Origin of the sequence: Streptomyces sp. NPDC020489 (genome assembly GCF_044386545.1) — a bacterium.
Classification (GTDB): domain Bacteria; phylum Actinomycetota; class Actinomycetes; order Streptomycetales; family Streptomycetaceae; genus Streptomyces.
In genome coordinates this window covers 39,815-65,117 of the sequence record NZ_JBIRUZ010000002.1, presented here as the reverse complement: position 1 = coordinate 65,117, position 25,303 = coordinate 39,815, and the positions used below count along the sequence as shown (strand labels likewise).

General features: G+C 68.7%; 19 protein-coding genes, 2 tRNA genes and 2 pseudogenes. 16 read left to right on the top strand and 7 right to left on the bottom strand.

What is annotated here, in order from left to right:
* Positions 1–235: 235 nt before the first annotated feature.
* The 4 genes from ACH41F_RS04460 (at position 236) to ACH41F_RS04445 (ending at position 5,285) form a co-directional block, all read left to right on the top strand.
* Positions 236–844 (top strand): ABC transporter ATP-binding protein, encoded by a 609-nt coding sequence (locus ACH41F_RS04460; RefSeq protein WP_398832870.1) that lies wholly within the window; start codon positions 236–238, stop codon positions 842–844.
* Positions 841–1,704 (top strand): ABC transporter permease, encoded by an 864-nt coding sequence (locus tag ACH41F_RS04455; RefSeq protein ID WP_391237324.1) that lies wholly within the window; start codon positions 841–843, stop codon positions 1,702–1,704. The genes ACH41F_RS04460 and ACH41F_RS04455 overlap by 4 nt, the downstream gene beginning before the upstream one ends.
* A 16-nt stretch (positions 1,705–1,720) precedes the next feature.
* Entirely contained in the window at positions 1,721–3,604 is a 1,884-nt protein-coding gene (gene uppS, locus ACH41F_RS04450) for a polyprenyl diphosphate synthase (RefSeq protein WP_398832866.1), read from the top strand.
* Between the two features lie 337 nt (positions 3,605–3,941).
* The gene (locus ACH41F_RS04445; RefSeq protein WP_398832864.1) at positions 3,942–5,285 is read left to right on the top strand and encodes a cytochrome P450; all 1,344 of its coding nucleotides are present in this window, start codon (positions 3,942–3,944) and stop codon (positions 5,283–5,285) included.
* A 475-nt stretch (positions 5,286–5,760) separates the two neighbouring features.
* On the opposite strand, the gene ACH41F_RS04440 is transcribed toward ACH41F_RS04445, so the two are convergent.
* Complete coding sequence (locus ACH41F_RS04440; protein ID WP_398833632.1) at positions 5,761–6,321, bottom strand: hypothetical protein; 561 nt, start codon at positions 6,319–6,321, stop codon at positions 5,761–5,763.
* Between the two features lie 288 nt (positions 6,322–6,609).
* Here ACH41F_RS04440 and ACH41F_RS04435 point away from each other — a divergent pair.
* From ACH41F_RS04435 to ACH41F_RS04410, 6 genes are all read left to right on the top strand, one after another.
* A tRNA-Gly gene (locus ACH41F_RS04435) sits at positions 6,610–6,679 on the top strand.
* A 480-nt stretch (positions 6,680–7,159) separates the two neighbouring features.
* Positions 7,160–7,233, top strand: a tRNA-Met gene (locus ACH41F_RS04430).
* A gap of 349 nt (positions 7,234–7,582) precedes the next feature.
* Positions 7,583–8,209, top strand: a complete 627-nt coding sequence (locus ACH41F_RS04425) for a hypothetical protein (RefSeq protein WP_398832863.1) — start codon at positions 7,583–7,585, stop codon at positions 8,207–8,209.
* A 1,050-nt stretch (positions 8,210–9,259) separates the two neighbouring features.
* Positions 9,260–10,114 carry an alpha/beta hydrolase gene (locus ACH41F_RS04420; protein WP_398832861.1) on the top strand — a complete coding sequence of 285 codons (855 nt, stop codon included), beginning with the start codon at positions 9,260–9,262 and terminating at the stop codon, positions 10,112–10,114.
* 1,056 nt (positions 10,115–11,170) lie between these two features.
* Positions 11,171–11,701, top strand: coding sequence for a SigE family RNA polymerase sigma factor (locus ACH41F_RS04415; RefSeq protein WP_391237309.1), 531 nt, complete (start codon positions 11,171–11,173; stop codon positions 11,699–11,701).
* The gene (locus tag ACH41F_RS04410; RefSeq protein WP_398832859.1) at positions 11,698–12,483 is read left to right on the top strand and encodes a hypothetical protein; all 786 of its coding nucleotides are present in this window, start codon (positions 11,698–11,700) and stop codon (positions 12,481–12,483) included. The genes ACH41F_RS04415 and ACH41F_RS04410 overlap by 4 nt, the downstream gene beginning before the upstream one ends.
* A gap of 605 nt (positions 12,484–13,088) precedes the next feature.
* Here ACH41F_RS04410 and ACH41F_RS04405 read toward each other — a convergent pair.
* Positions 13,089–13,247: a hypothetical protein gene (locus ACH41F_RS04405; protein ID WP_391237303.1), complete on the bottom strand. Its 159-nt coding sequence runs from the start codon at positions 13,245–13,247 to the stop codon at positions 13,089–13,091.
* A gap of 933 nt (positions 13,248–14,180) precedes the next feature.
* On the opposite strand from ACH41F_RS04405, the gene ACH41F_RS04400 reads away from it, so the two are divergent.
* The gene (locus tag ACH41F_RS04400; protein ID WP_398832856.1) at positions 14,181–15,053 is read left to right on the top strand and encodes a pentapeptide repeat-containing protein; all 873 of its coding nucleotides are present in this window, start codon (positions 14,181–14,183) and stop codon (positions 15,051–15,053) included.
* 465 nt (positions 15,054–15,518) lie between these two features.
* Here ACH41F_RS04400 and ACH41F_RS04395 read toward each other — a convergent pair.
* Together ACH41F_RS04395 and ACH41F_RS04390 are read right to left on the bottom strand one after the other, a co-directional pair.
* Positions 15,519–15,903, bottom strand: a pseudogene (locus ACH41F_RS04395) (transposase family protein); the annotation flags it as partial.
* 422 nt (positions 15,904–16,325) lie between these two features.
* Complete coding sequence (locus tag ACH41F_RS04390) at positions 16,326–17,369, bottom strand: GlxA family transcriptional regulator (RefSeq protein ID WP_398832853.1); 1,044 nt, start codon at positions 17,367–17,369, stop codon at positions 16,326–16,328.
* A 136-nt stretch (positions 17,370–17,505) separates the two neighbouring features.
* On the opposite strand from ACH41F_RS04390, the gene ACH41F_RS04385 reads away from it, so the two are divergent.
* From ACH41F_RS04385 to ACH41F_RS04375, 3 genes are all read left to right on the top strand, one after another.
* Positions 17,506–18,432, top strand: a complete 927-nt coding sequence (locus ACH41F_RS04385) for an NADP-dependent oxidoreductase (protein ID WP_010982638.1) — start codon at positions 17,506–17,508, stop codon at positions 18,430–18,432.
* 122 nt (positions 18,433–18,554) lie between these two features.
* Positions 18,555–19,550 (top strand): NADP-dependent oxidoreductase, encoded by a 996-nt coding sequence (locus ACH41F_RS04380; RefSeq protein ID WP_398832850.1) that lies wholly within the window; start codon positions 18,555–18,557, stop codon positions 19,548–19,550.
* A gap of 47 nt (positions 19,551–19,597) precedes the next feature.
* Positions 19,598–20,200, top strand: a complete 603-nt coding sequence (locus ACH41F_RS04375; RefSeq protein WP_398832848.1) for a TetR/AcrR family transcriptional regulator — start codon at positions 19,598–19,600, stop codon at positions 20,198–20,200.
* 691 nt (positions 20,201–20,891) lie between these two features.
* On the opposite strand, the pseudogene ACH41F_RS04370 reads toward ACH41F_RS04375, so the two are convergent.
* The 3 genes and pseudogenes from ACH41F_RS04370 to ACH41F_RS04360 form a co-directional block, all read right to left on the bottom strand.
* Positions 20,892–21,642 (bottom strand): annotated as a pseudogene (locus ACH41F_RS04370) (transposase family protein).
* Positions 21,643–21,815: 173 nt separating this feature from the next.
* A complete protein-coding gene (locus tag ACH41F_RS04365) occupies positions 21,816–22,220 on the bottom strand; it encodes an FKBP-type peptidyl-prolyl cis-trans isomerase (protein ID WP_398832846.1) in 405 nt (134 codons plus the stop codon).
* Positions 22,221–22,727: 507 nt separating this feature from the next.
* Entirely contained in the window at positions 22,728–23,135 is a 408-nt protein-coding gene (locus ACH41F_RS04360; protein ID WP_398832843.1) for a transposase, read from the bottom strand.
* Positions 23,136–23,366: 231 nt separating this feature from the next.
* Here ACH41F_RS04360 and ACH41F_RS04355 point away from each other — a divergent pair, with 231 nt between their 5' ends.
* Positions 23,367–24,584 (top strand): FAD-dependent oxidoreductase, encoded by a 1,218-nt coding sequence (locus ACH41F_RS04355; protein ID WP_391237280.1) that lies wholly within the window; start codon positions 23,367–23,369, stop codon positions 24,582–24,584.
* Positions 24,585–24,713: 129 nt separating this feature from the next.
* Positions 24,714–25,259, top strand: a complete 546-nt coding sequence (locus ACH41F_RS04350; protein WP_398833630.1) for a beta-propeller fold lactonase family protein — start codon at positions 24,714–24,716, stop codon at positions 25,257–25,259.
* Positions 25,260–25,303 lie beyond the last annotated feature (44 nt).

Genomic DNA, 25,303 nt, shown 5'->3' with positions numbered 1-25,303 from the left:
GTTCCTCTCCGGTGCCGGGAGGAGTTCGAGCTGGTCGGCGTCGATGAGGTGCCGAGGCCGGTAACGAAGCTCTGCCCGGAGCTGTTGAGCGTGCCGGTCCTCGCGAGACTCGCCAGGAAGCAATCCGCAGTCCCCCCGCGGAGACACAGGGGCATGGGCGGCGTGTCTGCGACGCGTCGCGAGCGTTAGGCCATCCGGACGTGGTGGGTCCAGATGGTGAGGGGGAGGAGAGGGCGTGGAGATCAGGGATGTGCATCACGCCTACCGTCGGCGTGTGGTCCTGCGGGGCGTTGACTTGCGCCTTCGGGCGGGAACTTTGTGCGGGATCGTCGGGGAGAACGGCGCCGGCAAGTCCACGTTGCTGAAAATCCTGTCCGGCGAACTGGCGCCCACGCGGGGATCGGTCCGTCATAGCGGCCGGTTCGGCTATTGCCCGCAGCACGTGGTCCTCAACGACGCGCTGACCGTCCGGCAGCACCTGACGTTTTTCCAGACGGCGCACCGCCTCACTGATGTGCGGTACGCCGAAGAGATCATGGACGTGCTGGGCTTCACCGGGTACGCCGATGAGCGGGCCGGGGTTCTCAGCGGCGGCACGCGGCAGAAGTTGAACGTGACGCTGGCGCTCATGCACGATCCGCAGGTCCTGTTGCTGGACGAGCCGTATCAGGGCTTCGACTGGGACACCTATCAGCGGTTCTGGGATCTGGCCGCGCGGCTGCGGGATGCGGGACGCTCGGTCCTGGTCGTCTCTCACCTGGCGTACGACACTGAGCACCTGGACGAACTGTGGCGCCTTGACGGCGGAATGCTGCACGCGGGCGAGGCGGGGGTCGCCGCGTGAGGTTTCACTGGACCCGCTTCGCTGTCGCCACCCGATTCACGCTCCTCGAACACGGTCGCAATCGCTTCGCGATGGTCCTGGTGATCCTTTTCGTCCCTGTGTGGACGACCCTGGCGTACCTGGCGATGCCCGACACCCCGGCCCGGATGCGGCTTCGTGCCACCGGGGAAGCGCTGACCCCGCACGGCAACGAGCTGACCGCGATCAGCGGCGCGCTCAACGCCGTCACCCTGATCACCGGTTTCATGATGTTCGCCGCCACGTTCTCCGGCAGCGGCTTCGACCGTCGGCTGGCCATGGCCGGCTACCCGCGCGCCCATCTGGTCCTGGCCAAGGTCACCGCCTTGGCCCTGGTCTCGGCCGCGGTCGCCGCCTACGCCACCGCCATCACCTGCCTGGCATGGACACCCCGCCAGCCTCTCTTGCTCGCCGCCTCCCTGTGCTGCGCCGGACTGACCTACGGCGCGCTCGGTGTCGGTTTCGGCTCCCTGCTGCGCCGGGAGGTCGAGGGAATGTTCGCCATCGTGATGACCAGCATCATCGACCTCGCTCTGCAGAACCCCATCACGAGTTCCGGAGCCGACAACCCGGTCATGCGCTACCTGCCTTCCTACGGGGCCATGCAGACCAGCACGGCGGCCGGCTTCTCCACCAGCCCGGTCCCCGGGCATCTGGCCATCCAGCTCACCTGGTTCGGGCTGGCCGCCCTTGTAGCTCTGCTGGGCTTCCGCCGCAGCACCCGCAACTGCCTGTCGGCCGCCCCCACTCCGCCTGGGCCCAGAAGCAGCACGGCCGGCATTCCCGCACTGCGTCACACGGCCAGTCCATCGGCCACGGCGTCCGACACGAAAGCACACTGAGGTCCCGGCTCCCGACATGCGCACCACCACGCACTCCACCACGGCAGACCTCGACGCCGCGCTGGCGACACCACGAGGGCGCCCCACCCACCGGCCGCCCACCGGCGAAGACCCGTCTCTGCGGGCGGCGTACCGGCTGTGCCGGCGCACCACACGAGTGAACGATCCCGGGATCTACGCCCTCATCCAGCTGATGCCGGCCGTGCTGCGCCCGGCCGGGTGGGCCTTGTGGGCGGCAGCGACTGTTCTGGACGACTTGGCCGACCAACGGGATGCGCAGCCAGCCGAACGTGCCGCCCGCGTCGAAGCATGGACCCAAGCCCTGCAATTGGACCTGGCGGCCGGCACGAGCAGGGATCCGGTCCGGCACGCTCTGGTGGACACCGCCCTGCGATGGCACCTGGACCTGTCCAGCCTGCGAGGTGCCGTGGACAGCACACGCGAGGACAGCCGCGGCCGGCACTTCGCCGACTGGGCCGCGTGGCGGTCCTGGTGCAGCGAGGGAGTCGTGCCCTGGGTCGACCAGGTACGGCACCTGTTCGAACGGGCCGGGGCGCCGATGACCCTTCGGCTGGGCGGACAGCAGGACTACCAGCGGTTCATCGACGGCGCCCAGCTCACCGACATCCTCACCGACCTGAGCGCCGACCTGGCCCAGGGCGACCTGCTCCTGCCGCAGGAGGCCCTGGACGCCTTCCCCGGCGCCGAGGACGACCTCCGGCAAGGAAGCTGGAGCCGGGCCACAGCGGCTTTGATCCGTCAGCTGACAGCTCTGGCCCGTCAGTGGGTGACCAGGCCCGCGATGACCACAGGCATGCACCCAGGCGCCGCCACCATGCTCAACACGGCCGCCCGCCTGATGCGCGCCCAGCTCGATGCCGTCGATGAGGCCGGCCACACCCTGCTCAAGCGCGCCCCGCGCCCGTCTCCAGCGGCCCGCGCCCGCATCCTCGCCCCCGCCCGCATCCGCTCGAAACTGGCCTGGAGTCTGACGCCCCTGACTGTGCCCGGGCCCCGACGACCAGCGGTGACCGTGAGCGGTCCGAGCCCGGGGGCCGAAAGCACCACCCTCCGGCCCCCGTTATCGCACCCGGGCGATGCCCGGCCTCCGCACATCCCGGCCGACCGGATGCCCGCCCACGTGGCGGTCATCATGGACGGCAACGGCCGCTGGGCCGAGCAGCGCGGCCTGCCCCGCCCGGAAGGCCACCGCGCCGGCACCGCCGCCGCCCACGAGATGGTCTACGGCGCCCTGGAGATCGGCCTGCGCCACCTGACCCTCTACGCGTTCTCCACCGAGAACTGGAAACGCGACACCAAGGAGATCACCACCATCCTGGAAGCGATCCGACGCGACCTCGACGAGGGACCCATCCGTGACCTCGACGTACGCCAGCGCTGGTTGGGCCGCCCCGACAAACTGCCCGAGGAACTCGTCCAGGCTCTCCTGCGCGAGGAGCACCGCACCCGCAACCGCACCGGCCTGACCCTCACCGTCTGCATCAACTACGGCGGCCGCGACGAGATCACACGGACAGCAGCAGCCCTCGCCCAGGCAGCCCGCGCAGGCGACATCGACCCCCACCTCATCGGTGAACACGACTTCGCCCGCCACCTGCCCCACCCCGACATGCCGGACGTCGACCTGCTGTGGCGCACCGGCAATGAACAGCGCACCTCCAACTTCCTTCCCTGGCACACCGTCTACGCCGAGCTGTACTTCACCCCCGGCCACTGGCCCGACGTCGACCGGCGTGACCTGTGGCAGGCCATCACCGAATACAGCCGACGCCAACGACGCCATGGCAGCGCCGCGATCGTCGACACCTCACGGGAAGAAGCTGCCCCACGTATCGAAGATCTCGAGGCAGAACCGACCGGGGCGGAGACGAGCACATGACCACGGTCGGCGAACCCACCAACGCCCTTCCCGTGCCGCTGGCCGGACGGGTAGGGCCGCCCGGCCTGCCCGACGAGCCACAGGTACGCCACCGAGTGGAGGCGAGCGTTCCTGGCCGCCTTCAGCGAAGCCAGAGCCGCAGGGCAGGGCGGCGGATGCCTGCCGAAGCACCACACGTGCCGGCCGAGTTCCCAGCCGCCGGCGGGAAACGCATCCGCCCTCTGCCGTGTGTGCCGGGCTGGCAGGCCGCCGGTGGAGCAGGCGATGCGGCGCAGGTGGTGCGGGCGGCCGCGCTGGAGATGTCCCTCAGCGGTGCGCCGGTGGAGGGTTCGTGGACATGACGAGGAGCATCCCCAAGGCCCCCGGTGCTCTGCCGCTGCTCGGCCATGGGGCGGCTCTGCTCCGCGACCCGCTGGGCTTTCTGGAATCCCTGCCCGACCACAACGTGGTCCGGTTGCGCATGGGCAGAAAGCCGGCGCTCCTGGTCCGTGAACCAGAGCTGACGCGCCAGGTACTCGTCAGCGACCGCACCTTCGACAAGACCGAGTGGTACGACAAAGGCCGTGAGGTGATGGGTGACGGCCTGCTCATCTGTCCCCACAGCGCGCACCGCCGCACGCGTCGGCTGCTTCAGCCGCTCTTCCACCCGAGCCGTCTGCCCAGCTACGCCACGACGATGACCAGCGAGACGGAGGCCGCCGTCGGTGCCTGGCGCGACGGGCAGGAGTTCGACGTCCCGAGCGAGATGACGCTACTGATCACGCGCGCTCTGGTGCGCGCGATGTTCTCAGATACCCCGTCACCCGGCATGCTGCGTCAGACAACCGAGGACATTCTCACCCTGGCCAAGCTCAGTGGCCCTCTGTCCGTCCTGCCTCCCGCCCTGGCTCGCCTGCCGCTGGTCGGCAATCGCCGCTTCCGCCAGGCAGGCATCCGCCTGCGGGAGGTCACCGACGGCATCCTCAACAACCGTCGCGACGACGTGGCCGGCCCCGAAGATCTACTCACCGCCCTTATGGCCGCCCGGCCCTCGCCAGGCACAGAATCGGAAGATCAGAGCTTCACCCGCCGAGAGATCGTCGACCAGCTCACCGCCTTCTACTTGGGCGGGACGGACACCACTGCCACCACGCTGTCTTGGGCACTCCTGTTGTTGGCGCAGCAACGAGAGGTCGAAGACCGAGTCCACGCCGAGGTGGATGGAGTCCTTGCAGGCACCGGGGCAGGTGTGGAACACCTGGCCCGCCTTCCGTTGACCGCTCAGGTCATCAAGGAAGCGCTGCGCCTGTACCCGCCGGCCTGGCTGGTTCCCCGCACCGCCACCGCTGACACCCGGCTGGGCAGCCATCACGTTCCCGCCGGAATGACCATCATCTACAGCCCTTACGTCATTCACCGTCGGCGCGACCTGTACGAGCAGCCCGACCGCTTCGATCCCGACCGCTGGGACCACGAACGGCGTCCACAGCCGCCCCGCCACGCTTTTCTCCCCTTTGGAGGAGGTGCCCGCAAATGCATCGCGGAAGGCTTCGCCATGACTCACGCCACCATTGCCCTGGCCACCATCGCCGCCCGCTGGCGTCTGACCCCGGTTCCCGGCTGCCGCGTCCGCCCTTCCATGGCGATCGCGCTGTCCCCCAACGGACTGCGCATGCAGGTGACTGCGCGCTCTCCCCGGTAGACCGATCGAGATCAGGGCTCTGCCCCGGTTCCGGGCCGGGCATGCCCGGCGCATCCTGGGGCCTGACCTTTACGACGACGACCATCAGAGTCGCTCCAGGTCAACACCAATTGGGAGTGTGATCTGGGGTGTTGCGTTGATCGATTGAGTCAACCGTGGCCCGCTTGAGGATCTCCACACCATCCGCAGCCTGCGGTTCTCCCGCCGCGGTGCGGTCAGTTCCTCGCGTTCGCTGCTCGGCAGGCCGTCTCAGCTCGCCGGCGTCGACCGCAGCCTGCGTGATCCGGTCCCGCACCGCGGTCGCGGGCAGGCCGAAATCCTTCGTGACCCGAGCATCAACCGGCTGTGCAAAGGCGCGTTGTCGCCGCAGGGGCCCTCACCGTCCACACCCGTGGTCATGTTCGAGGAGAGCCATTCATCTGCGGCTCGAAGGCGGCCGGGTGCGTCGTCCTCAAGGCTCCGTCCGGCCATAGGCTCAGAGAGTGAACGCCTCGGTCAGACTCACTCGATAACCGTCTTCTTCCATCAGCACGACGGTGACACCGAACGGCGACGGGTGGTCGATCTCGATCGGGATGAAGGAGTAGTTCACTGCCGCCTGGATCGGCGGAACCAGTTCACCGGCGGGTTGCGGCCGGGGTGCTGGCTTCCAGTCGGGGACAACTGCCGCCCGATCCTTAGGGCTGTCGGACAGGACCTGCTCGGTGTAGGGGAACTGGTGCAATACGTGCCCGTCGCGCGTGGCGAGCACCATGTTCAGGCACGGCGCCGGACCGACGATCGGCAGCTCGCAAGCCGTGGCGACGTCGAAGGTCTCCCAGACCAGGACCACCTCGTCTGCGTCGGCCGCGGCGGCGATGTTCGCGAGTTCCGCGATGCCGGTGAGCGCGTCCTGGCCGACCTTGAGCGGGCGAGCCCAGATCATCCCCACCAGCTCGCCGTGGACCAGCGGCATGATGAGCGGACGCGGGACAGTGCCCGCGCCCAGCCCGGCGGTGTATGCGTCCTTCGCCACGCCGACTAGCGCGTCCCACATCTGTACTTCCACGAGAGCCCCTGCGTCTGCCGTACCCGGTCCCCGCAGCTTGCCACGGCGATTGAGACCGTGTCAGCCCAATGATCAACCAACCCCCCACGGCGTGCGCCAGGCTCGGGAATAAGCGTGGCTTCACACTGTCTGCTCTCGCGAGGGCGGCACCGCTGTGCCGCACGCACACCGCTGATGATCGGCGAGAAGAGCTCTCCGGCATGACGCCGGAGCAATCGGCTGCGTGCGCTACAATCGATCTTGAGCTGGTCGCCGTAACTCCGGTCGACTGTTCGCGCGTTGGTGGTCCAAGGAAAGACGCCCCGCTTCCTGCGGGGAAATGCAGGTGCGAGGCCTGCCCGGCGCTCTGATCCGAGCCTCATCCCACCGATCACGTCAAGATCACCGACGGTGTCCGACATGCCGATGGCGAAGAGACCGCCGTCGACCCACTTCTTGGTCTGCACGGCAGAGTGGCAGGAGTTGAGCACGACCAGCAGCGGCGGCTCGTCGACGGCCACAATGGCGCTGGCGAAGGCCGCGGCTGTGACGATGGCGTACGGGCGTCCGTGTGCGACTTCCGCCCGCAGGAGCGCTCCACTGTACTGGCCCGGCAGACGCGGCAGAGTACGGAGCAGCGCACCGTGTGCGTCTGCTTCTTCACACGGCTCTCCGCGATGCGGCGCCTGGAGATCGCCCCTCCGTCCTGCGAGAAGCCGGCGGATCTGATGCGGCCCAGGCGTTTGCGAAGCAGGCCTCGCTTGAGCCGCGCACTGCCGCCGGAGAAGCGCTCGCCGAACTCCAGATGCTGACCAACGACCTGCGCGTCGTGGAACTGGTCTACCGGTGCGGGGTGGGGCAGCTCGGTAGCTCGCTGGGCTCATGACCCAGAGGTCGCAGGTTCAAATCCTGTCCCCGCTACTGCGATGCAGGGCTCGGATCCGTAGGGATCCGGGCCCTGCCGCGTTTCAGGTTGCAGGTCGGTGTGGGGCACGGTTCCTGACGTTGTTACACCCGGCAGGAGGGCCAATTTCGCGGCGTGAATTGTCACGACTGGAGGGCTGCGACGTCGGAAACTCGGGGCGCCCGTGGGGGCCGTGCTGACATGATCGGCCCATGCTCATCACACCGCGCCCCGGCGCCGACCGGAAGCACATCCGGCAGGTGCTCAGAGGCGTCCACACCACGGCGATGAACCTTGCAACGGCCGTACGACACCGCCTTCAAGGGGCTGCTGGCGTGTCTTGAGTGGGCTACGGAGTCCGCGCGGTTGCTGCGCTCTCAGATCAGCGACCGGGACCTTGACCAGCTCGTTTTCACCGACCGCTACCGCGCCCTGTTGGGCAGCTGCGGCACGCTCACCAACCCCGCCCAGGAACGCCTCGTGAACGGTCTGGTGCAACTGGAAGTGACCGAACGAGTCGAGGCGTTCGAGGCGGCGGTGTCCGCGTTGGATACGCGGATCGACCGGTGGAGCCAGCGCGAGGAGTTCGTCGTCGCCGACTCCAGCTTCTACATTCAGAACGACGTGAAGCTGGCCGACGTCGACTTGCACGAGATTCTGGACGTCCCGCGCTGGAAGTACGTGCGCCTGCTGTTCCCGATCGTGGTGGTCGACGAGCTGGACGACCTTAAAGACACCAGCAACCAGCGGGGCCGCTGGCGTTCTGGCCACACGCTCGGTCGCCTCGACGAAGTCCTCAACGGCGGCACGCACGGGATCCTGCACGAGGGGGAGTACACAGCCAAGGACCGTGAGACCCGCGGCAGGGTCAACCTGGAGATCGTCCTCGATCCTCCCGGGCACGTGCGCCTGGACCGCCCCGATGTCGAGACAATCCCGGACGGTAGCCATCCAGGGCCTGGCCGGCCGCGACGTGCGCTTGCTGACGTGTGATACGAGTCAACACACCCGCGGCCGGGCTGCTGGGCTGACGGTGACCAAGGTGGCGACGAAGGACCCTGGGGAAGAGCCGGACTGGTCGGCCCCGGACCAGCCTGGCATGGTGTACGCGCGCAGCGGCGCGCCCGACGAGCCGAAGCCGACGCTCAGACGACCAGCGGAGAGCTGAGTGTCCTCCCCGAACAACGGCACGCCGTCGCCCCATGTCGTTGCGGCTAGCTGGGGCCTGGCACGTGATCCAAACACGAGGTATACCTCCGCGGGCGACGCGCAGATTCTCATGCCGGGGCGGGGGACGTTCATGGCTCTTTCTCAGACCACCGCCGTTCCGCCGACACCAGGTGCTGCAGGAGTACGAGCCTCGGGCACCCGGTTTGTTCCATCTGTTGCAGCTTCATCTGTACAACCGGGTCTCGGATGGCGGAGGTTGGCAATGGTGGGAAAGCCGTGTGCAGGCAGTTGCGCTTGGCAGCTGTCGGAGTCTGTTTTGCGCGCTCACGCGTGTCGCCGGTTCTGTTCCGGGCGCCCGTGACAACGGTGCTCGGCCAACTGAGGACATGAAGGACAGCTGACCTGCGGCATCCGGTGCCTGATCAGGATCGGCTGAACCGCAGGTATCGGCAGCTGCTCGCGGTCGGTCTCGTCCTGCTGGCCTCACTGGTATGCCTGTGAAACCGCGACCGTGACGCGTCGTCCTGGCGAGACGAGACTGAGCCTTTTTCCACCTGACGTTGCTGCTGGCCGGGGGGTTGCGGCCAGCTCGCCTGGTGTCAGGCAACCGCTCTCTCACTCGTGCGACTGTGGTCACCTGCCGACAACGGCGCACGAGTCGGCAGGGCATGCCGGCGCAGAGGCCGTGCCAGTGGGGCAGGTTGGAATAGGCTCAATGTCGTACGTGCCGGGCCCCGTTCGTCGCCAGAGTGAGAGGCCCGGCGGTGGGCCGTTCGGTGTGCAACTCCTGACCCGTCGGCCGACCGGGGTGCTCTCCGACAGTGAAGAACCCCTGATCGAATGTCCGACCATCGGCTTCAGCAGGAGGTAGTGGTGTCCCTGCCCCGGCACACGTATCAGGTGCTGCCCACCAGACGGACGCAGGGGACCGATGTGCCCTGGCCGCATGACGTGCACATCGCGCTCCCTCCGTCGTACGAGCACGGTGACCGCAGCTACCCCGTCCTCTGGGTGACGGATGCTTCCCTCAGCTTCCCGCTCGTCGTCGGCCTGATGAACTGGCTCCACACCGTCCAGGAGATCGCCGAGCTCATCGTGATCGGCGTCGGCGCGCCCGACGAGAGCGATCCCGCCGAGTTCGGTGCCCGTCGAACATACGACTTCTATCCGATGCCGAGATGGGTCAATGCAGGGCCCGGCGGCGCACGCATGGAAGCACTGTCCCGCGAAACGCCGACGAGCGGTGGCGGCGCCGATGCGCTGCTGTCGTTCCTGGTCGACGAGTTGCGCCCGCGGTTGGCGACCGAGTTCCGGTTCGACGACGACCACGGTCTCGTGGGCTTCTCCGGCGGCGGCCACTTCGTCGGCTACGCACTGCTCTCCCGGCCGACGGCCTTCGGCCGCTATGTGGCCAGTAGCCCTGCCCTCAGCGGATGTGAGGATCTGCTGTTCACTCTGGAGGCCGACTACGCCACGACCCACGACGACCTGGCAGCGCAAGTGTTCTTCGGCGCGGGCGAGGCGGAGCTGGCCGATCCCTACGTGGCCGCCGCCGACATTGTCGGGTCGATGACCCGCATGTCGCAGCTGCTGCGACTGCGGAACTACCCGTCCCTGGAGCTCACCTCCCGCCTGTACCCCAGGCAGACCCACGGGTCGGCGTTGTCGTACGCGTTGAACGAGGGCCTGCGCACGCTGTACCCCCTCACCACTCCCAGCACCAAATGAGCAGATCCACAGCAGCAGCGCGGATCGCGTCTTCCGCCGGACCGAAGCCCCTGCGTGAGCCTCGGTCTCCGTTCTCGCCGCGCGGCCGGACCCCACCGTCGCGTGCCGAGCTGCTCGGCATGCCAAGGGACATGCGTCAGCGTGTTTCCCCGACCAGGCGCGGCAAGTCGTTCGATGCCGCGAAGACGCTGATGTGGCAGCCCAGCCGCGAGCTGAGGCAATGCGCAACCTCGACGCATCACTATTTTTTCAACCTCGCGTGCGGGCTAGGCGGTTGGCCTGACAGACGGAGTGGTTGCCACAGTGGCCGCCCCGCGGCGCGGGCAGGTCCAAGGTGGCTTGGGCAGGACCGCGTTGTTGGTGGCGGCTGCGAGTGAAATCCAACGCGTTGCGGGCGAGGCAATGTGGGCGGCAGACCTGTCCGCCGCGAAGCAGCACAGCCGACGCCTTGAGCCCTTGCACGTTCAATCCAACGCCACAGCCAGGATCTTCGCGTCGCTCTTCTGACCCGGGCTCCGGCCTCCAGCTCACCCGGCGCGGATTCGGGCCGTGGGCGCGCGTCTACCGCGAGCCCGTGGGCTCCAAGTGGCGTTGGGTCCAGCTGTTGCATCCCGCCGGATAACGCGCTGAACGCGAGGGAGTGGGACAAGAAGGACGACCGACCCGCAACTGCCGTCCGTGCAGCCTGCGTCCCTCGCCCGCTACCCCGGCTTGTACGCGGCGGCAACCTTCTCTTCCTCTGCGGCAACTGGGAGCCGGAAGGTCGAGTCGCACTACCGGGTGGACGGGCATGAGGGCATCGAAGCGCGCCGCGCCGCAACCGTGGCGCAGGCGCAGGCGCGGACCGGTCACGGCGCCGCCGTGCAGCCGGACGTCGGGCAGCCGACCGGCGACCGGTTCGGCCGGCATTGACCGGCCCGCCGGTCAGCCCTCACCGCCCCGCGACCGAGCACGACCGCCGTTCGAATCCCGGGCCGGGCACTGTTAGGCTGCGCCCCGTTATTGTTTAAGGTGCAACTAACGCGCACATCATGGCAAGGAGAGGGCGACCGGGGGATGGTCCTCGACGACGCGTCCGCGGAGTTCCACGAATTCTTCGAACGCCACTACGCCGAACTCGCCCGTCTGGCACACCTGCTGACCGGCGAGACCGACGCGGCGGACGACCTCGCGGCGGATGCCCTGGTCGCCCTGTGGCAACGCTGGGACCGGTTGCGGCAGGCCGACCACCCGCTCGCCTACGCCCGCGGTGTGGTGGCCAACCTGGCGCGGAGTCGGATCCGCAGCACGGTGCGGGAGCGACGTCGGATCACACTGTTCTGGTCCCGCAGCCCCGAGACGGTGGAGGGGCCGGACACGGCGGCCGTGCTGGACGTCCGCGCGGCGCTCGCCCGGCTGGCGTTCCGCAAGCGCGCCTGCGTGGTGCTGCGACACGCTCTCGACATGTCGGAGAAGGACACGGCGGCGGCGCTGGGCATATCGGTCGGGACGGTGAAGAGCCAGACCTCGAAGGGAATGGCCGAGCTGGAAAAGCTACTGGGCGCACACGCGGCCGGGGACCTGACGCCAGGAAGGAGGAACCGGTGAACGAGGACATCGACCGTCGGCTGCGCGAGGCCGCCGAGGCCCACCGGCCCGACCGCGCGCGGATGCTGGCCCGGGTGGAACGCGGCATGGCCGGCCCCGCCGTCCGTCACCGCGCGCGCCCGTTCGCGAGGTCTGGGACCAGAGTCGCGCTCACCGGGCTCGCCGCCGCCGGCATCCTGACGACTGGCGGCCTCGCCGTCGCCGCCATCGTCGCGACCCCGTCGCCGTCGCCCACCGTGACCACGCCCGCCACCCCGTCCCCGACTGTCAGCTCCCCGCCCCCGACATCGGCCCGCCCCACCCCTGTCGCGCCGCCCACGGACACCACCCCGGGCAGCTCGCGCCCGGCTCCGTCGGCCACCAGTCCCTCGCCGACCGGCGGCGAGAACCATGACGGGCCGCTGTGGTCGGCCGGCTCGCTGGATCCGAAGAGCACCGTCTACTGGACGCAGAGCAACCTCGCCCTCAAGACGACCCAGCCGCTCACCTCGCTCACGGTCGAGATCCGGATCGTGCAGACCGGCAAGGCGAAGAACACCGGCACCTGGCAGACCCTGCCCAACGACGACTTCACCGTCACCGTCCAGGAGGCCGGCGGCGCGCTGGTCTACCGATGGCTCCTCAAGCCGGGCCTGACCGTGCCGGCCGGAAGCCATGAGTTCGCGGCGCAGTTCAACAACGGCCCCGGCGTGCGCAGTGCCGCGGGCGACGGCTACCGCGTCGATGCACAGGGTTCGGGCGGTTCCGCGTCGGTCCGGGGAGAGTTCGTCCCGGCCCGGTGAAGGCCGCTGTACGGCAGGGCGACGGCGGCGGCCGCCAAAGTGCTGCCTGCGATCGCGGCAACCTTTGTGTGCGGGGCGGCAACTGACAGGCACCCGCGTCTGATTCAAGGCCCGCTGTGAGGACATACCGCTGTCAGGTCAGAACCGCTCTCATCGCCGGCGTCCGGCAGCGCGCCGCGTGACCGCCGCCGCGGGTGCCGCCGCACCAATCGTCGCCCCGGCCGCACGCACGCCGGAGGCCGCCGCACCGGCCACGGCCACTGACGCGGCGGCCGGCAGCGGCCGTTACTTCGGCACAGCGGTGGCGGCGGGCAAGCTCGGCGACTCCACGTACTCTTGGGCTGTGCCATGTGCCGCCCACCCGACCGCAGTCGCGGCGGCCGCCCAGGCCTCCTCTGGGACGAGGTCGAGACGCGCCTCGGCGCGGCCTCACGCACAGGCGTCGCCGTCGAGCTGGCCGCGGAGCGGTTCTCCAGACACTTACTGATGGTTTCAGAATGAGGTCGCGAGCGTATGGGGCGCCGCCGGATGCGGCGAGCTGCCCCGCCTGCGGCCACCTGTTCAACACCGGCCGCTGACCCCGCCGCTGCTACAGACTCCTGCGGTCATCCCCGCTCGCAGTACTCGTCTCCGCGCTCCACGGTGCACCAGTCGAGGGGGTCGCCGAGACCGTCCGCGTCAGCCAGTGCGATCTGCACCCATCCGGCCCCTCCGGGCACGTCCGCCTTGAGCTTGATCTCCCGGGGAACGGGCCCGTTGCACACTTGGCCCGTCCCTCCGCTGCCCAGGAGGCCGGTGTTCGCGAACGCGTATGCCCATCCGTGACGGCATCCCGTGCCGGTCAAGCCCCGGATTTGGCCCCGGACGGTGACCGACCGGTTGTGGAAGTCGACCGTGCCACGGAAGTACGTCGCGCCATATTTGAGATCGAACGAGGCCAGCTCGTCGGCAGCCGCGCTGGGCGCGCCCCCCAGGGTCAATCCCGCGGTAGCCATGAGCGTGGCTGCGATCGCAGTCGCTCTTTTCGCTGTGAGTCTGATGACTGGAAACAAGTCAACCCCCTGTCTGCTGCACAATTGTTGAGAACTCTCGGCCGCCGAACCCGGCCCACGTCCAAGCTACAGGTCCGTCGCGTAATTGCTGGTCAACGAGCGGAACGAATGCTGGCGACCGGCGCGGCCCTGGAAGGCCGGCGCCCCCGCCCGGCACTCCAGGGCCAGGCCCTGCACCACACCAGGTGCCTCCGCCATCCCACCCCTGACGCTCACCCAGGCCAAGGCCGTCCGGCCAGGCGCCGTGGGAGGCCGCGACGGCGCCGGGTTGGGCGCACAGGGACGGCCGGGGTCACCCCGTCCGGGCTGATCGGTACGCGTACCGGCCGGGGCGCGGCCACGGACCGGCTGCCACACGACCCGATCCCGGCATGGAGCGGGCCTGAGGTTCCCGCGACAGCACCCGGGCGGCACGAAGCCCTCCCTCACTACATCGGGTGAGCTGTGACTGTCCGGCTCCCGATGCCGCAGGGTTCACGCTCGAATACCGGCATGCCGTCCTCGCCAGTACGCCGCCCGCGTATACGCCGCACACCTCGACGTGTTGTGTCACCTCGGACACCACAGCACTCTCCGTCAGGTCGGCTAAGCGGCCGTGAGCCGCGTGAAGGCCTGGACTGGGCCCGCCGGATTGAATTGCTGTCGGTGCTACTTGCCTCCCTGGTGGCTGTCGCCGGCCTCTGGTACTCCAACATCCAAACCACGCAGGCAAATAGCCAGGCGCAAGCGGACAGGGCGCTCACCAAAGAGGGACAGATCACTGACCGATACACGGCAGCAGTCGGAAACCTCGGAGCGAAAGAGATGGATGTGCGTCTGGGCGGAATCTACGCCCTTCAGCGCATCATGCAGGACTCTCACCGAGATCACCCCACTATCGCCAATGTGCTCGCCACCTACGTACGTATCCACGCCGACGCTCGACCCGCTAAGGACAAGGACGTCCCAAGCGACGTGCAGGCAGCCATCACCGTCCTCAGCAGCCGCGATGTCGTACACGACAGAGGATTTCGCCCGGATTCCCATGGCGCAAACCTGAGCCATGCGATTCTGGTGAACGCTCATCTGGCTGATGCAGATCTACGCGGCACAGATTTGAGGGGCGCGCATCTCGACGGCGCGAACCTGCGTCGCGCGAACCTGAGGAATGCGGACTTGCGGCAGGCGCACCTGGACACCGCAGATCTATCCGAGGCATTCCTCACCAAGGCAGACCTGCGCGGGACCAGTCTGGACGGGGCAAACCTGTACGATGCGGGCCTCGTCAGAGTGGATTTGAGCCGTGCGAACCTGATCAATGCAGATCTACGCGCTGCCCACCTGTCAGGTGCGGACTTGAGCCGCGCGCAGTTGATGAGTGCGGATCTGCGTGCCGCACACCTGGTTGAAGCGGACTTGAGCCGAGCGAACCTCAAGAACGCAGACCTACGCGACGCATTTCTGTACGGCGCGTGCCTGAGGGGTGCGTACCGGTACAACGCACGCGGCGTTCCCTACGACAAGTGCGCCAGCTCGTAACCCGGACCCCGGCGACTGCGCCAGCGCTCCTCTCCTGCGACATCTGCCGCACAATCTCCTGCGACATCATTGCGCGAGCCCTGAGGGACGCTGCGCGTTGCCGCTGGGCACTACGCCTTTTTGAGCATCGTCTGGGGACTGCCCTGTTGCGCCTGGGTGTTGCGCTGGAGGTTGCGCAGCCTCATGACGAACGCTCCCGTCAACCCTGGTCAGAGCCCTACCCGAGCATGATCGGGCTGCTGACATCCCCCTCTGCACGCCCCCCCACGCCCCCGGACGAGATAGAGAAGGAAAGGGTTGGGGCCGGGTGGGTGCGCCTCGGGGGATCGGGCCGCCGGCCTTTTCTGCGCGCGAGGTGTGGCGCCACCGCTGTCCTGGATGTGGCTGCAGCGACCGCAAAGATCCTGAAGCGTGTTGCAAAGGGTCGTGTTCGGGGAGGTCAGGGCCGCTCTGGGAGCGGTCTGATCACGCTGCGAGGGTGAGGTTGTGCATGTGGGCGACGGCTTGCACTGCGTGGTGAAGGCCGTTGCCGCGCTGGCGGCGGTCGCGGACAACTTCGTAGTGGTTCATGGGGGGCGAAGGCGTGTTCAACGCGGGCTCGGACTTTGCGGTGCTCTGCGTTGTCCTCCTCCTCGCCGGGTAGCAGGGCCCGTCCGGGACGTTTGCGGTGCGGGACGACGAGCCCGGTGTTGATGTACGCGCCGTCGCCGAGGACGGTCACCCCTTCGCAGTGCGCGGCCAAACCGGAGTCGCGCCATGGCTTCGCATCCGCGGTGTTGTTGGGGACCGGGCGGGCCTTAGGGACGACCAGCTTGGTTTCGGCGTTGATGATGATCTGCACGTTTCCCGAAGCAGTCGGCTGATCCCCGCGTCCTTCGCTGCTTCCACAGGTGTCGCGGTCCGAACCGGCGGCGCCTGCATCAAAAGTGAGGGACGGTGTTGTCTGACGCTCACCACGAAGGACCGAGGCTGAAGATCTGCGCGCCCTTTACGATCTGCCTGATGTCCGATGGCCACTGATCGGGCCAGAGCTGCTAGTGCTGTGACCGCATAGGTTCGCCGGGTCGGCGGTCGTGGCGGTTGGATGTGCGGTGACTGGCCGACCACGAGGGGCAGAATCTGCAGCAGATCGTGCGCCGGGGCAGCACGAGTTCGGTGCGCTACCGGCGGGCGATGATGCTGCTGGCCTCCGCTGGAGGGGGCACCGGCAGCGGATGATCAGGCGGATCCCGGCCGGCCCGCGGAGCGGGTATGTGCGGCGCTGATGTGTCCTCAGACGCCCGCTTCCACCAGGTCGTCGGTATGGAAGGTGCGACGGTAGGAGGCGGGTGAGACACCGAAGGCGGTGCGCATGTGGGCGCGCAGGGAGTTGGCGGAGCCGAAGCCACAGCGGTGGGCGACCAGGTCGATGGACAGGTCGGTGGTCTCCAGCAACTGCTTGGCCAGTTCCAGGCGTTGCGCGGTGAGCCACTGCACGGGGGTCATGCCGACCTCGTCGCGGAAGCGGCGGGTGAAGGAGCGCAGGCTCATCCGGGCGTGTTCGGCCAGGCGGTTCAGGGAGAGGGGTTCGCCGAGGTGTTCCAGGGCCCAGGCGCGGGTGGCGGTGGTGGTGCCGACGGTGGGTTCGGGCACCGGGCGGTCGATGTACTGGGCCTGGCCGCCGTCCCGCCAGGGCGGGACGACGCACATGCGGGCGGCGCGGTTGGCGGCGGCGGTGCCGTGGTCGCGGCGGATCATGTGCAGGCACAGGTCGACGCCGGCGGCGACGCCCGCGGAGGTCAGGACGTCGCCGTCGTCGACGAAGAGGACCTCCTCGTCGACCTTGACGCGGGGGTAGGCGCGGCGGAACTCGGGAGCGAGGCCCCAGTGGGTGGTGGCGGGCCGGCCGTCGAGGAGGCCCGCAGCGGCCAGGACGTAGGAGCCGGCGCAGATGGACACCAGGCGGGTGCCGGGCCGGATGCCGGCGATGGCCGCGGTGACCTCGGGCGGCAGCGGGCCGCCGCGGCCCAGCTCGGGCATGGCGTGCGTGGGCGGGATGATCACGGTGTCCGCGGCGGCCAGGGCCTCGGGACCGGCCGCGGGCTGCACGGTGAACCCGGCGTCGCTGAGGACCGGGGCGCCGTCGGCGGTGCAGACGGTGACCTCGTACAGCGGGCGTGAGCCGGCGTCCAGGACGCTGCCGAAGACGCGGGAGGGGATGCCGAGTTCGAAGGGCGGGACGCCGGGCAGGGCGAGGACGGCGATGCGGTGCCGCCCGGCCGCGTCGGCGCTCGGGTCGGGGAGGGGGTCGGTGCACGGCCACTGCATCTCACTCATGGCCAGATCCTGTCACATAGTGGCCAGACGGCCAACACCATGGTGGGGGCGGATGCCGGATCGTGGACTGCGTCGCGCCGGGAAGGGCCCGGGCGGCCGGTATCCGATCAAGACGGAAAAGAGTGAGGCGGACAGCATGCGTGCGGTGGTCGTGGAGCAGTGGGGCGGACCGGAAGTGCTCGTGGAGCGTGAGGTCGCCCGGCCCGAGCCGGGACTGAACGAGGTCCTGGTGCGGGTCCACGCGGCTGGTGTGAATCCGGTGGACTTCAAGACCCGGGCCAGCGGGGCCCTGATCGAGTGGGGAGAGGTCCCGGCGGTCGGCTGGGACGTCTCCGGCACCGTGGAGGCCGTCGGACCGGGCGTGGGGATGTTCCGCCCCGGGGACGAGGTGTACGGCATGCCGTTGTTCCCGCGGCAGGCCGGCGCCTACGCCGAGTACGTCGTCGCCCCGGCCCGCCACCTCGCGCCCAAGCCGGCGAACCTCACCCACGTGCAGGCGGCGGCGCTGCCGCTGGCCGCGCTGACCGCCTGGCAGGCTCTGGTGGACACCGCCGGGGTGCGCGCCGGTGAGCGGGTGCTGGTGCACGCGGCGGCCGGCGGAGTCGGCCACCTGGCCGTGCAGATCGCCAAGGCCCGCGGCGCGTACGTCATCGGCACGGCCAGCGCCGGCAAGCACGACCTGCTGCGGCAGCTGGGCGCGGACGAGGTGATCGACTACCGCACGGTCCGCTTCGAGGACGCCGTCGGGGACGTGGACGTGGTGCTGGACGGGCTCGGCGGCCAGAACGCCGAGCGGTCCCTGACGGTGCTGCGCCCGGGCGGCCGGCTGATCACCCTGCCCGGCCCCGACGACGTCCCCGCCGACGTCCCCGGCCACGTGCGGGCGGTGTGGATGCTGGTCGAGCCCGACCACCTGGGTCTGCGCGAGATCGCCGCCCTGGCCGAGCGGGGCGCGCTCACGCCCGTGGTCGAGACCGTCGTCCCGCTGGCCGAGGCCGCGAAGGCGCACGAGATCGGCGAGCAGGGCCGCACCACCGGGAAGATCGTCCTGAGCGTCGCCTGACGCCGGCCGCCCCGGCCGGGTCGGCTGCGGGCAGGTGGAGCGGGACTGGAGCCCCGGGACCCACCGGTCCTGATCTGGCCTCACGCCTGGATAAATAGGATGAAGACAAGGAGTAGTGCCCCATGCGAGCGTTCGTCGTCACCAAGTACAAGGAGCCGCTGCAGGAGGCGGACGTCCCCGAACCCACCGTGGGGGAGCATGACGTGCTCGTCCGGGTGGAGGCCGCCGGACTGAATCAGCTGGATGAGAAGATCCGCGCCGGTGAGTTGAAGCAGGTCCTGCCCTACAAGCTGCCGCTGATCCTGGGCAACGATGTCGCGGGCACTGTCATCAGCGTCGGGACGGCGGTTCGCGGCTTCAAGCCCGGAGACGAGGTCTACGGTCGGCCCGACCAGGACCGCATCGGCACGTTCGCCGAGCGCATCGCCGTAGCCGAGGGCGACCTGGCGCTCAAGCCCGCTTCGATCAGCATGAATGAGGCCGGCTCGCTGCCGCTGGTGGCGCTCACGGCGTGGCAGGCGCTGGTGGAGCGCGGGAAGGTGCGGCCCGGGCAGAAGGTTCTCATCCACGCCGGGGCCGGTGGGGTCGGTTCGATCGCGATCCAGCTCGCCGCGCACCTCGGTGCGAGCGTCGCCACGACCGCCAGCGGGTCCAACGCGGACTTCGTGCGCGCGCTCGGCGCGGACACCGTGATCGATTACCGCAGCCAGGACTTCGAGCAGCTCCTGACCGGCTACGACCTGGTGCTGGACAGCCTTGGTGGGGAGACTCTCGAGAAGTCCCTGCGGGTGCTCAAGCCCGGCGGCAAAGCCATCGAGATCGCTGGTCCCCCGGAGCCCACTTTCGCGCGTGAGGCCGGCCTCAACCCGCTGCTGCGCCTGGGGGTCGCCGTCCTGAGCCGCAAAATCCGCAAGCAGGCGAAGAAGCTCGGCGTGACGTATGAGTTCATGCTCATGCGCGCCAGCGGCGACCAGCTCCGCCAGATCACCACCCTCATCGACCAGGGCGTGGTGCGTCCGGTCGTGGGAAAGGTGGTCGGCTTCGACCAGACCCCGCAGGCGCTGCAGTCCCTCTCCCAGGGCGGCATCCGCGGCAAGGCCGTCATCGGCAGCAGCTGACCCGCCGCAACCGCGACGGGCGACACAGAACGCACGAGACAACACCCATGTCTGTCGCCTCCCAGTCGGTCGGACGGCGCGAGCGGAACAAGCAGGAGAAACTCGACCGCATCGTCGCTGCCGCCCGTGAACTGTTCGCCGGACACGGCGTCGATGAGATCACGACCCAGCAGATCGCGGACCAGGCCGACATCGGCACCGGGACCCTGTTCCTTTATGCCAAGACCAAGGGCGAACTCCTCCTGCTCGTCCAGAACGCCAAGTACGTCGAAGCACTTGAGCAGGGCCTTGCGGACGCCGAGGCCGTCCCCGGCGTGCTGGACGCGGTGCTGGCGATCGTCCGGCCGATCGTCGAGTGCCACCGCATCCAGGTCGACAACGGACGCACCCACCTGCGAGAGATGGTCTTCGGCGACCCCGAGGAGCCCCGGCACAGCGCGGCACTCGCCATCGTCGCGCAGACCGAGGAGGCCATCGCCGCCGCGCTGCGCCGAGACGATCGGGTCACGGAGGGCGACGCCGCGACGCTGGCACACATCGTGTCCGCCGTGATGTTCCTCAGCATGGCGGCGGGCGTGAACATCGCCTTGAGCGTCGAGGAGATCGTGCAGGACATCCGGAGGGAGGTTGAGGTCCTGCTGCCTCGCTGAAGCGCGGCCCCAGCCTCAGGTGCAGGTGACCATCCGGGTAGTCCTCGGCCGCGGCATGGCCCGAATCCCCACATGGCAGTTCATCCGGCCGTTGCTGCCCATACCGGCATGACCGGACGGCTGGGGCGGCCGGCCGGAGGACCACCGCCACCGCGTGCTGCTGGGATTTCGGAGATTGCCCACCTACGTGGCGTCGAGTCCCCGTCGCACAGTCCCTGTCCGCAGGATTCCGGGTCGAGGCCCGTGTGGTGCGGTCAGGGCTTTGTGGGTCGATTCAGCAGTTCAAGGGCGCCTTCGACGCGATGATGCCGTCCTGCCGCGTCGTGCGTGGCGCAGGCGGCCAGGTCGGGGCGCAAGTAGGGCTGCCGGCAGACATGGCAGTCGTAGGTGACCGCCCCACCACTCGAACGCCGCTCGCCGGTCGTCCATGGGCGCATCACGCCAGTCCCGCCTGCCTCGCGTGAACCACAGGAAGTCGAAGTACGTGCGCAGGTCCCGGGCATGGGCGGCCTGGGTGTTCCACGGCGAAGACGCCGACCACACCGAGAAGTACCGGTTCGACTCGACGTCGTACATGCCGACCGGCCTGATCAGGAACGGCTGCACCTCGGGCTCACGCATCCCGCGGCCACATCAGCTCAGTCGATCACTGGATGGCGGGTGCACTTCCCCCGCCATCCAGTGAGCTCTTTCAGCGTTGCCGCTCCAGAGTGAGAACGGCTGCCGCGATTGACGTCATTCGATTCGGGCTGCAACGCGCCTTGCGGAAGATCCGCCATCGTTTGAGTCGTGCCGGGCCGCGCTCGACCGCTGCGCGGGCCTGGGACAGCGCTCGGTTGACGGTCCGCTGCGTGGGGGACAGTTCGCCTTTGGGCGGGCGTCGCCGTGGTGTGGTCACCCACGGTCCTGCGCCGATGTAGGCACAGTCGGCCAGGACCGGGACTCCTTGGCGTTCGCAGATTCGGATGATGGGGTGGGTGCGGGCGGCGGTCAGGTCGTGCGAGCGGCCCGGCAGTGCGGGCGAGATCCACAGCAGTGCGCCGGCCGGGTCGGTGACCAGCTGCCAGGTTCACTCCGTGCAGGCGGTGCTTGGCCGAGTAGTCGGCCCGGCTGTCGCCGACCCGGTCGCACTCCGCCAGGGTTCCGTCGAGCAGGACGTACTCCGGGTCGGTCTCACGCAAGACCTTCAGCAGTCCCGGGGCGCGCTCGGCGAGCAGGCCGATGACCGCGGTGGTGTAGGCGTGTGCGGTACCGACAGAGATCCCGAAAGCGGCGGCGATCTGGGGCAGGGGTTCGTTCTTGCGCAGGTACACCAGGGCGACCAGGGCACGCTGGTGCGGAGGGAGCTTGCAGCGCCGGTCACCCTCGCGGGTGACGATGAGCATGGTGACCCACTCGACCAGCGCATGCGGGAGGTCGAGTACGGCAGGATGGCGAATCAACGAGGCACCTGAGCTGACGAGTTGAGACTTCGAACACCTCCCTCAACGGCGCGGGTGCCTCGTGCGTTGCGACCTCGACGCCGTCACCCCATCGGTGGCCACTCTGAAACAGCTCAATGATCCACCTCGCCATGACCGACATTCCGGGATGAAACAACAGGATGAAGCGACCGCTAAGCGTTGCTCCACCCGGTTGTCCTGGAATACGAGTCCAGCAGGTCCACCACGAAGACGAGGGTTGAGCCCGCTGGGATCAACGGCGAGGGCGACTGGTTGCCGTAGCCGAGACGCGGGGGAACGATGATCTCGCGCCGACCGCCGACCTTCATACCCCTCACGCTCCGGTCCCAGCCTTTGATGACCTTGCCGCTGCCCAGGGTGAACTTGAACGGCTGACCACGGTCCCAAGAGGCATCGAACTCCTTCCCGGATTCGAAGGTCACCCCGACATAGTGGACTTTGACCACCATGCCCGGCTTCACCTCAGTGCCGTGGCCGACGACCAGGTCCCGGATGGTCAGCTCGGTAGGAGTGTCGATCTCCGGAACGTCGACCTGGGGCTTTGTCAGTTCACTCATTACAGCCTCATCACTGTCGGCTGGAAGCCGCTGCACGGAGCAGTCGGACACATAGACGTTCCAAGCCGTAGATGGTCACGTTACCGAAAACGTCCGCGCCCGGAGCACCACTGATGCAGCGGCCACGCCCGTGCCGCGCTGTCGCCATCTACGCCCAGCGCGTGCCGACCGCATGTAGCTGATGAACCCGTTCCGGGACCAACGTCCAGCTCTGCTCACCTGGTTGCTGATCCAGGCTCCGAGACGAAACCGCAGCGCCCATCCCTCCTCGGGGAGCAGTGGCTCGACATGCTGCGGGGAGACGACCAGACGGCCTGTCGGCCGCGGTTCCTGGCAGCACCACATCACCCCACATCAGCTCGCCGCTCGACATAGAGGCGTCAACGGCCTGCTGCGGCAATGCTTTCCCATCATTTGGGGTCCTCGCTCTCCCAGGGGAAGACGAAAAGGCCAGGCCGAACGCCCCATGCGTTGAGCACAGTGATCAGTTTGGACTCGTCTGTGGCGTCAGCGGACCTGATGAGACTGCTCCGACGTCGTCGTCGAAGCCGTCGGTGCGTTCGCGGTCGTACTCCCAGTGCTCAAGATGGAAGCTGCGTTCAGTGTGGCGCGGGGTGCGCTGAGTTTGTCCACCGGCCAGCTCGATCCGTCGCCCATGAGGCTTCGTTCTGGACTGGTCACCCAGGGATGAGGAGCGCGGCCAGGCGGCGGCTTCTGGTGATTCCTCAACCGGCGGCCACCAGAGCGCAACACCTCGAGGTCCTTGGAAATCTGATCGACCGAGCGGTCGCCGCGACGGCACAACTCGACGATCTCGGCCTTGAACTCTGGCGTGAAACGAACGGCGAGGGCGTGGCTGGCTTCTTCTTCCCCATGCTCTCCAGGATGGATATCCTCCAGGGCAGAACTCCCCATCCCAGATGTCCATCAAAGAGGATGAGGCCCAACGGCACTTGCAATCCGCGTGTGGAGAACCGGGCATCCATCGACGTCGGGTACATCGCACGCCGGCAACTGACCACGTGGCCACGTGATCCAGCCCGCCCGCCTTGGAGACCTGATCTGGCTCATAAATCTCTCCCTTCTGTCACAACCGTTGATGGCGCGGTGACTTATGGCCGAGCACCTGGGAACTGAGGAGGCACCATGGCAGGGAACACACATGTGGTCGTGATCGGTGGCGGATACGCGGGCGTGATGGCCGCGAACCGACTGACGCAGCGCGCCGACGTGACCGTGACGCTGATCAACCCACGCCCGGACCTTGTCCACCGAGTCCGCCTCCACCAACTGGTGTGCGGGACCGGCGAAGCTGTCGTCGCCTATGAGGACGTGCTGTCCGAGCGTGTCCGGCTCGTGGTCGACACGGTGACCCGGCTGAGCGCGGCCGAGCGCACCGTGACGTTGGAGAGCGGCGGCACGCTCGACTACGACTACCTGGTCTACGCCGTGGGCAGCGGCAGCGCCGCACCGGACGTGCCCGGAGCCGCTGAGTTCGCCCACCCGGTCGCCACTCTGGAAGAGGCCCGGCGACTGCGGACGGTCCTCGACGGCACACCCGTGACGGCCCCCGTGACGGTGATCGGCGCCGGTCCCACCGGCATCGAGACCGCCGCCGAACTGGCGGACGCGGGCCGCCGGGTGACCCTGGTGTGCGGCGCCCTGCTCGGCCCGTACCTGCACACCCGGGGACGGCGCTCGGTCGCCGGGCGACTGGCCAAGCTCGGCGTGACGGTGCTCGACGGCGTCGAGGCGAAGGCGACGGCCGTCTCCCGGGACACCGTACGGCTCGCGAACGGCCGCGAGGTGCCGAGCGAGGTCATCGTCTGGGCCGCCGGCTTCGGCGTTCCCGATCTGGCCGCGCGCAGCGGGTTGCGCACCGATGCCATGGGGCGGCTGCTCACGGACGAGACGTTGACGAGCGTGGACGACGAGCGGATCCTCGCGGCCGGGGACTCGGCGGCACCGTCGCATCGACCGCTGCGCATGAGCTGCCTGAACGCGACACCGCTGGGCGCGCGAGCCGCCGACACGATTCTGAGTCGACTCGCGGGCGAACGACCGGGCCCCATCCACCAGGGGTTCTACGCCCAGTGCATCAGCCTGGGGCGGGGCGGGGGCATCTATCAGTTGGCCAACCGGTCGGACGTCGCCGTGGGGCTGCACATCGGCCAGGGGCTGGGCGCCAGGATGAAGGAACTCATCTGCAAGACCATCCCCGAGCACCTGTCCGCGGAGGCGCACCGGCCCGGCTCGTTCCGCCTGCACCGCGTGCCGGGTGGAGCGGCCAAGCGCCGACGGCTGCTGTACGCCGACGGCACTCAGGGGATCGAGGCACCGGCCGCCCCTGACCGGACGGCCTGACCGGTGTGCGCTCCGGGAGCCCGCCGCGGACGCCCGCGCAGGACGAGGACACGGGCCGGGAGGTGAGCGGCGGCGTCCGACGGCGCGGTGACCGAGGCGTTCCTCGCCTACGGCGGAGAGTTGGTTGCGATGGGCCAGGGCCGACCGGGAGCAGGTACGCGATCAGCGCTGATCGGAAAGCCCCTCGATCACCCAGTCGTTCCTTTACGCCGTCCATGGCAGCCTCGACCAGGTCAGCGCCTACGCCATCAACCACTGCACCGGACGCCTCACCCCACTCGGCAGCCAGCCGAGCAACGGCACGAACCCAGGCCACCTCGCCCCGCACGCGACAACCAGTGTCTCCCGGTCGCCAACTACGCCACCAGCACCCTCGCAGTCCTGCCCTGCGGTGCAGACGGCCGCCTCCGGCCGGCCGACCAAGCCATCGAACTGACCGGTACCCCCGATCCCCACCGCACGCAGCAAACCGACCCTCACCCCCCACCACATCCCCTTAGCCCCCGACCAACGCCACGTCCTTGTTCCGACAGGCATCGACCCGCCACCCTCGCGACCACCACCGTCCGCTCCGGCGCAGGTCCCGGCCACATCGCCTACCACCCCCACCTGCGCTTGGCCTACGTCGCCGACGAGCTGAACTCCCAGATCACCACGTACATCTGCCGGGGGTGAACGTTGTTGCTGCGTCGGGGGTTCAGCTCCAGTGCCCCAGGTTT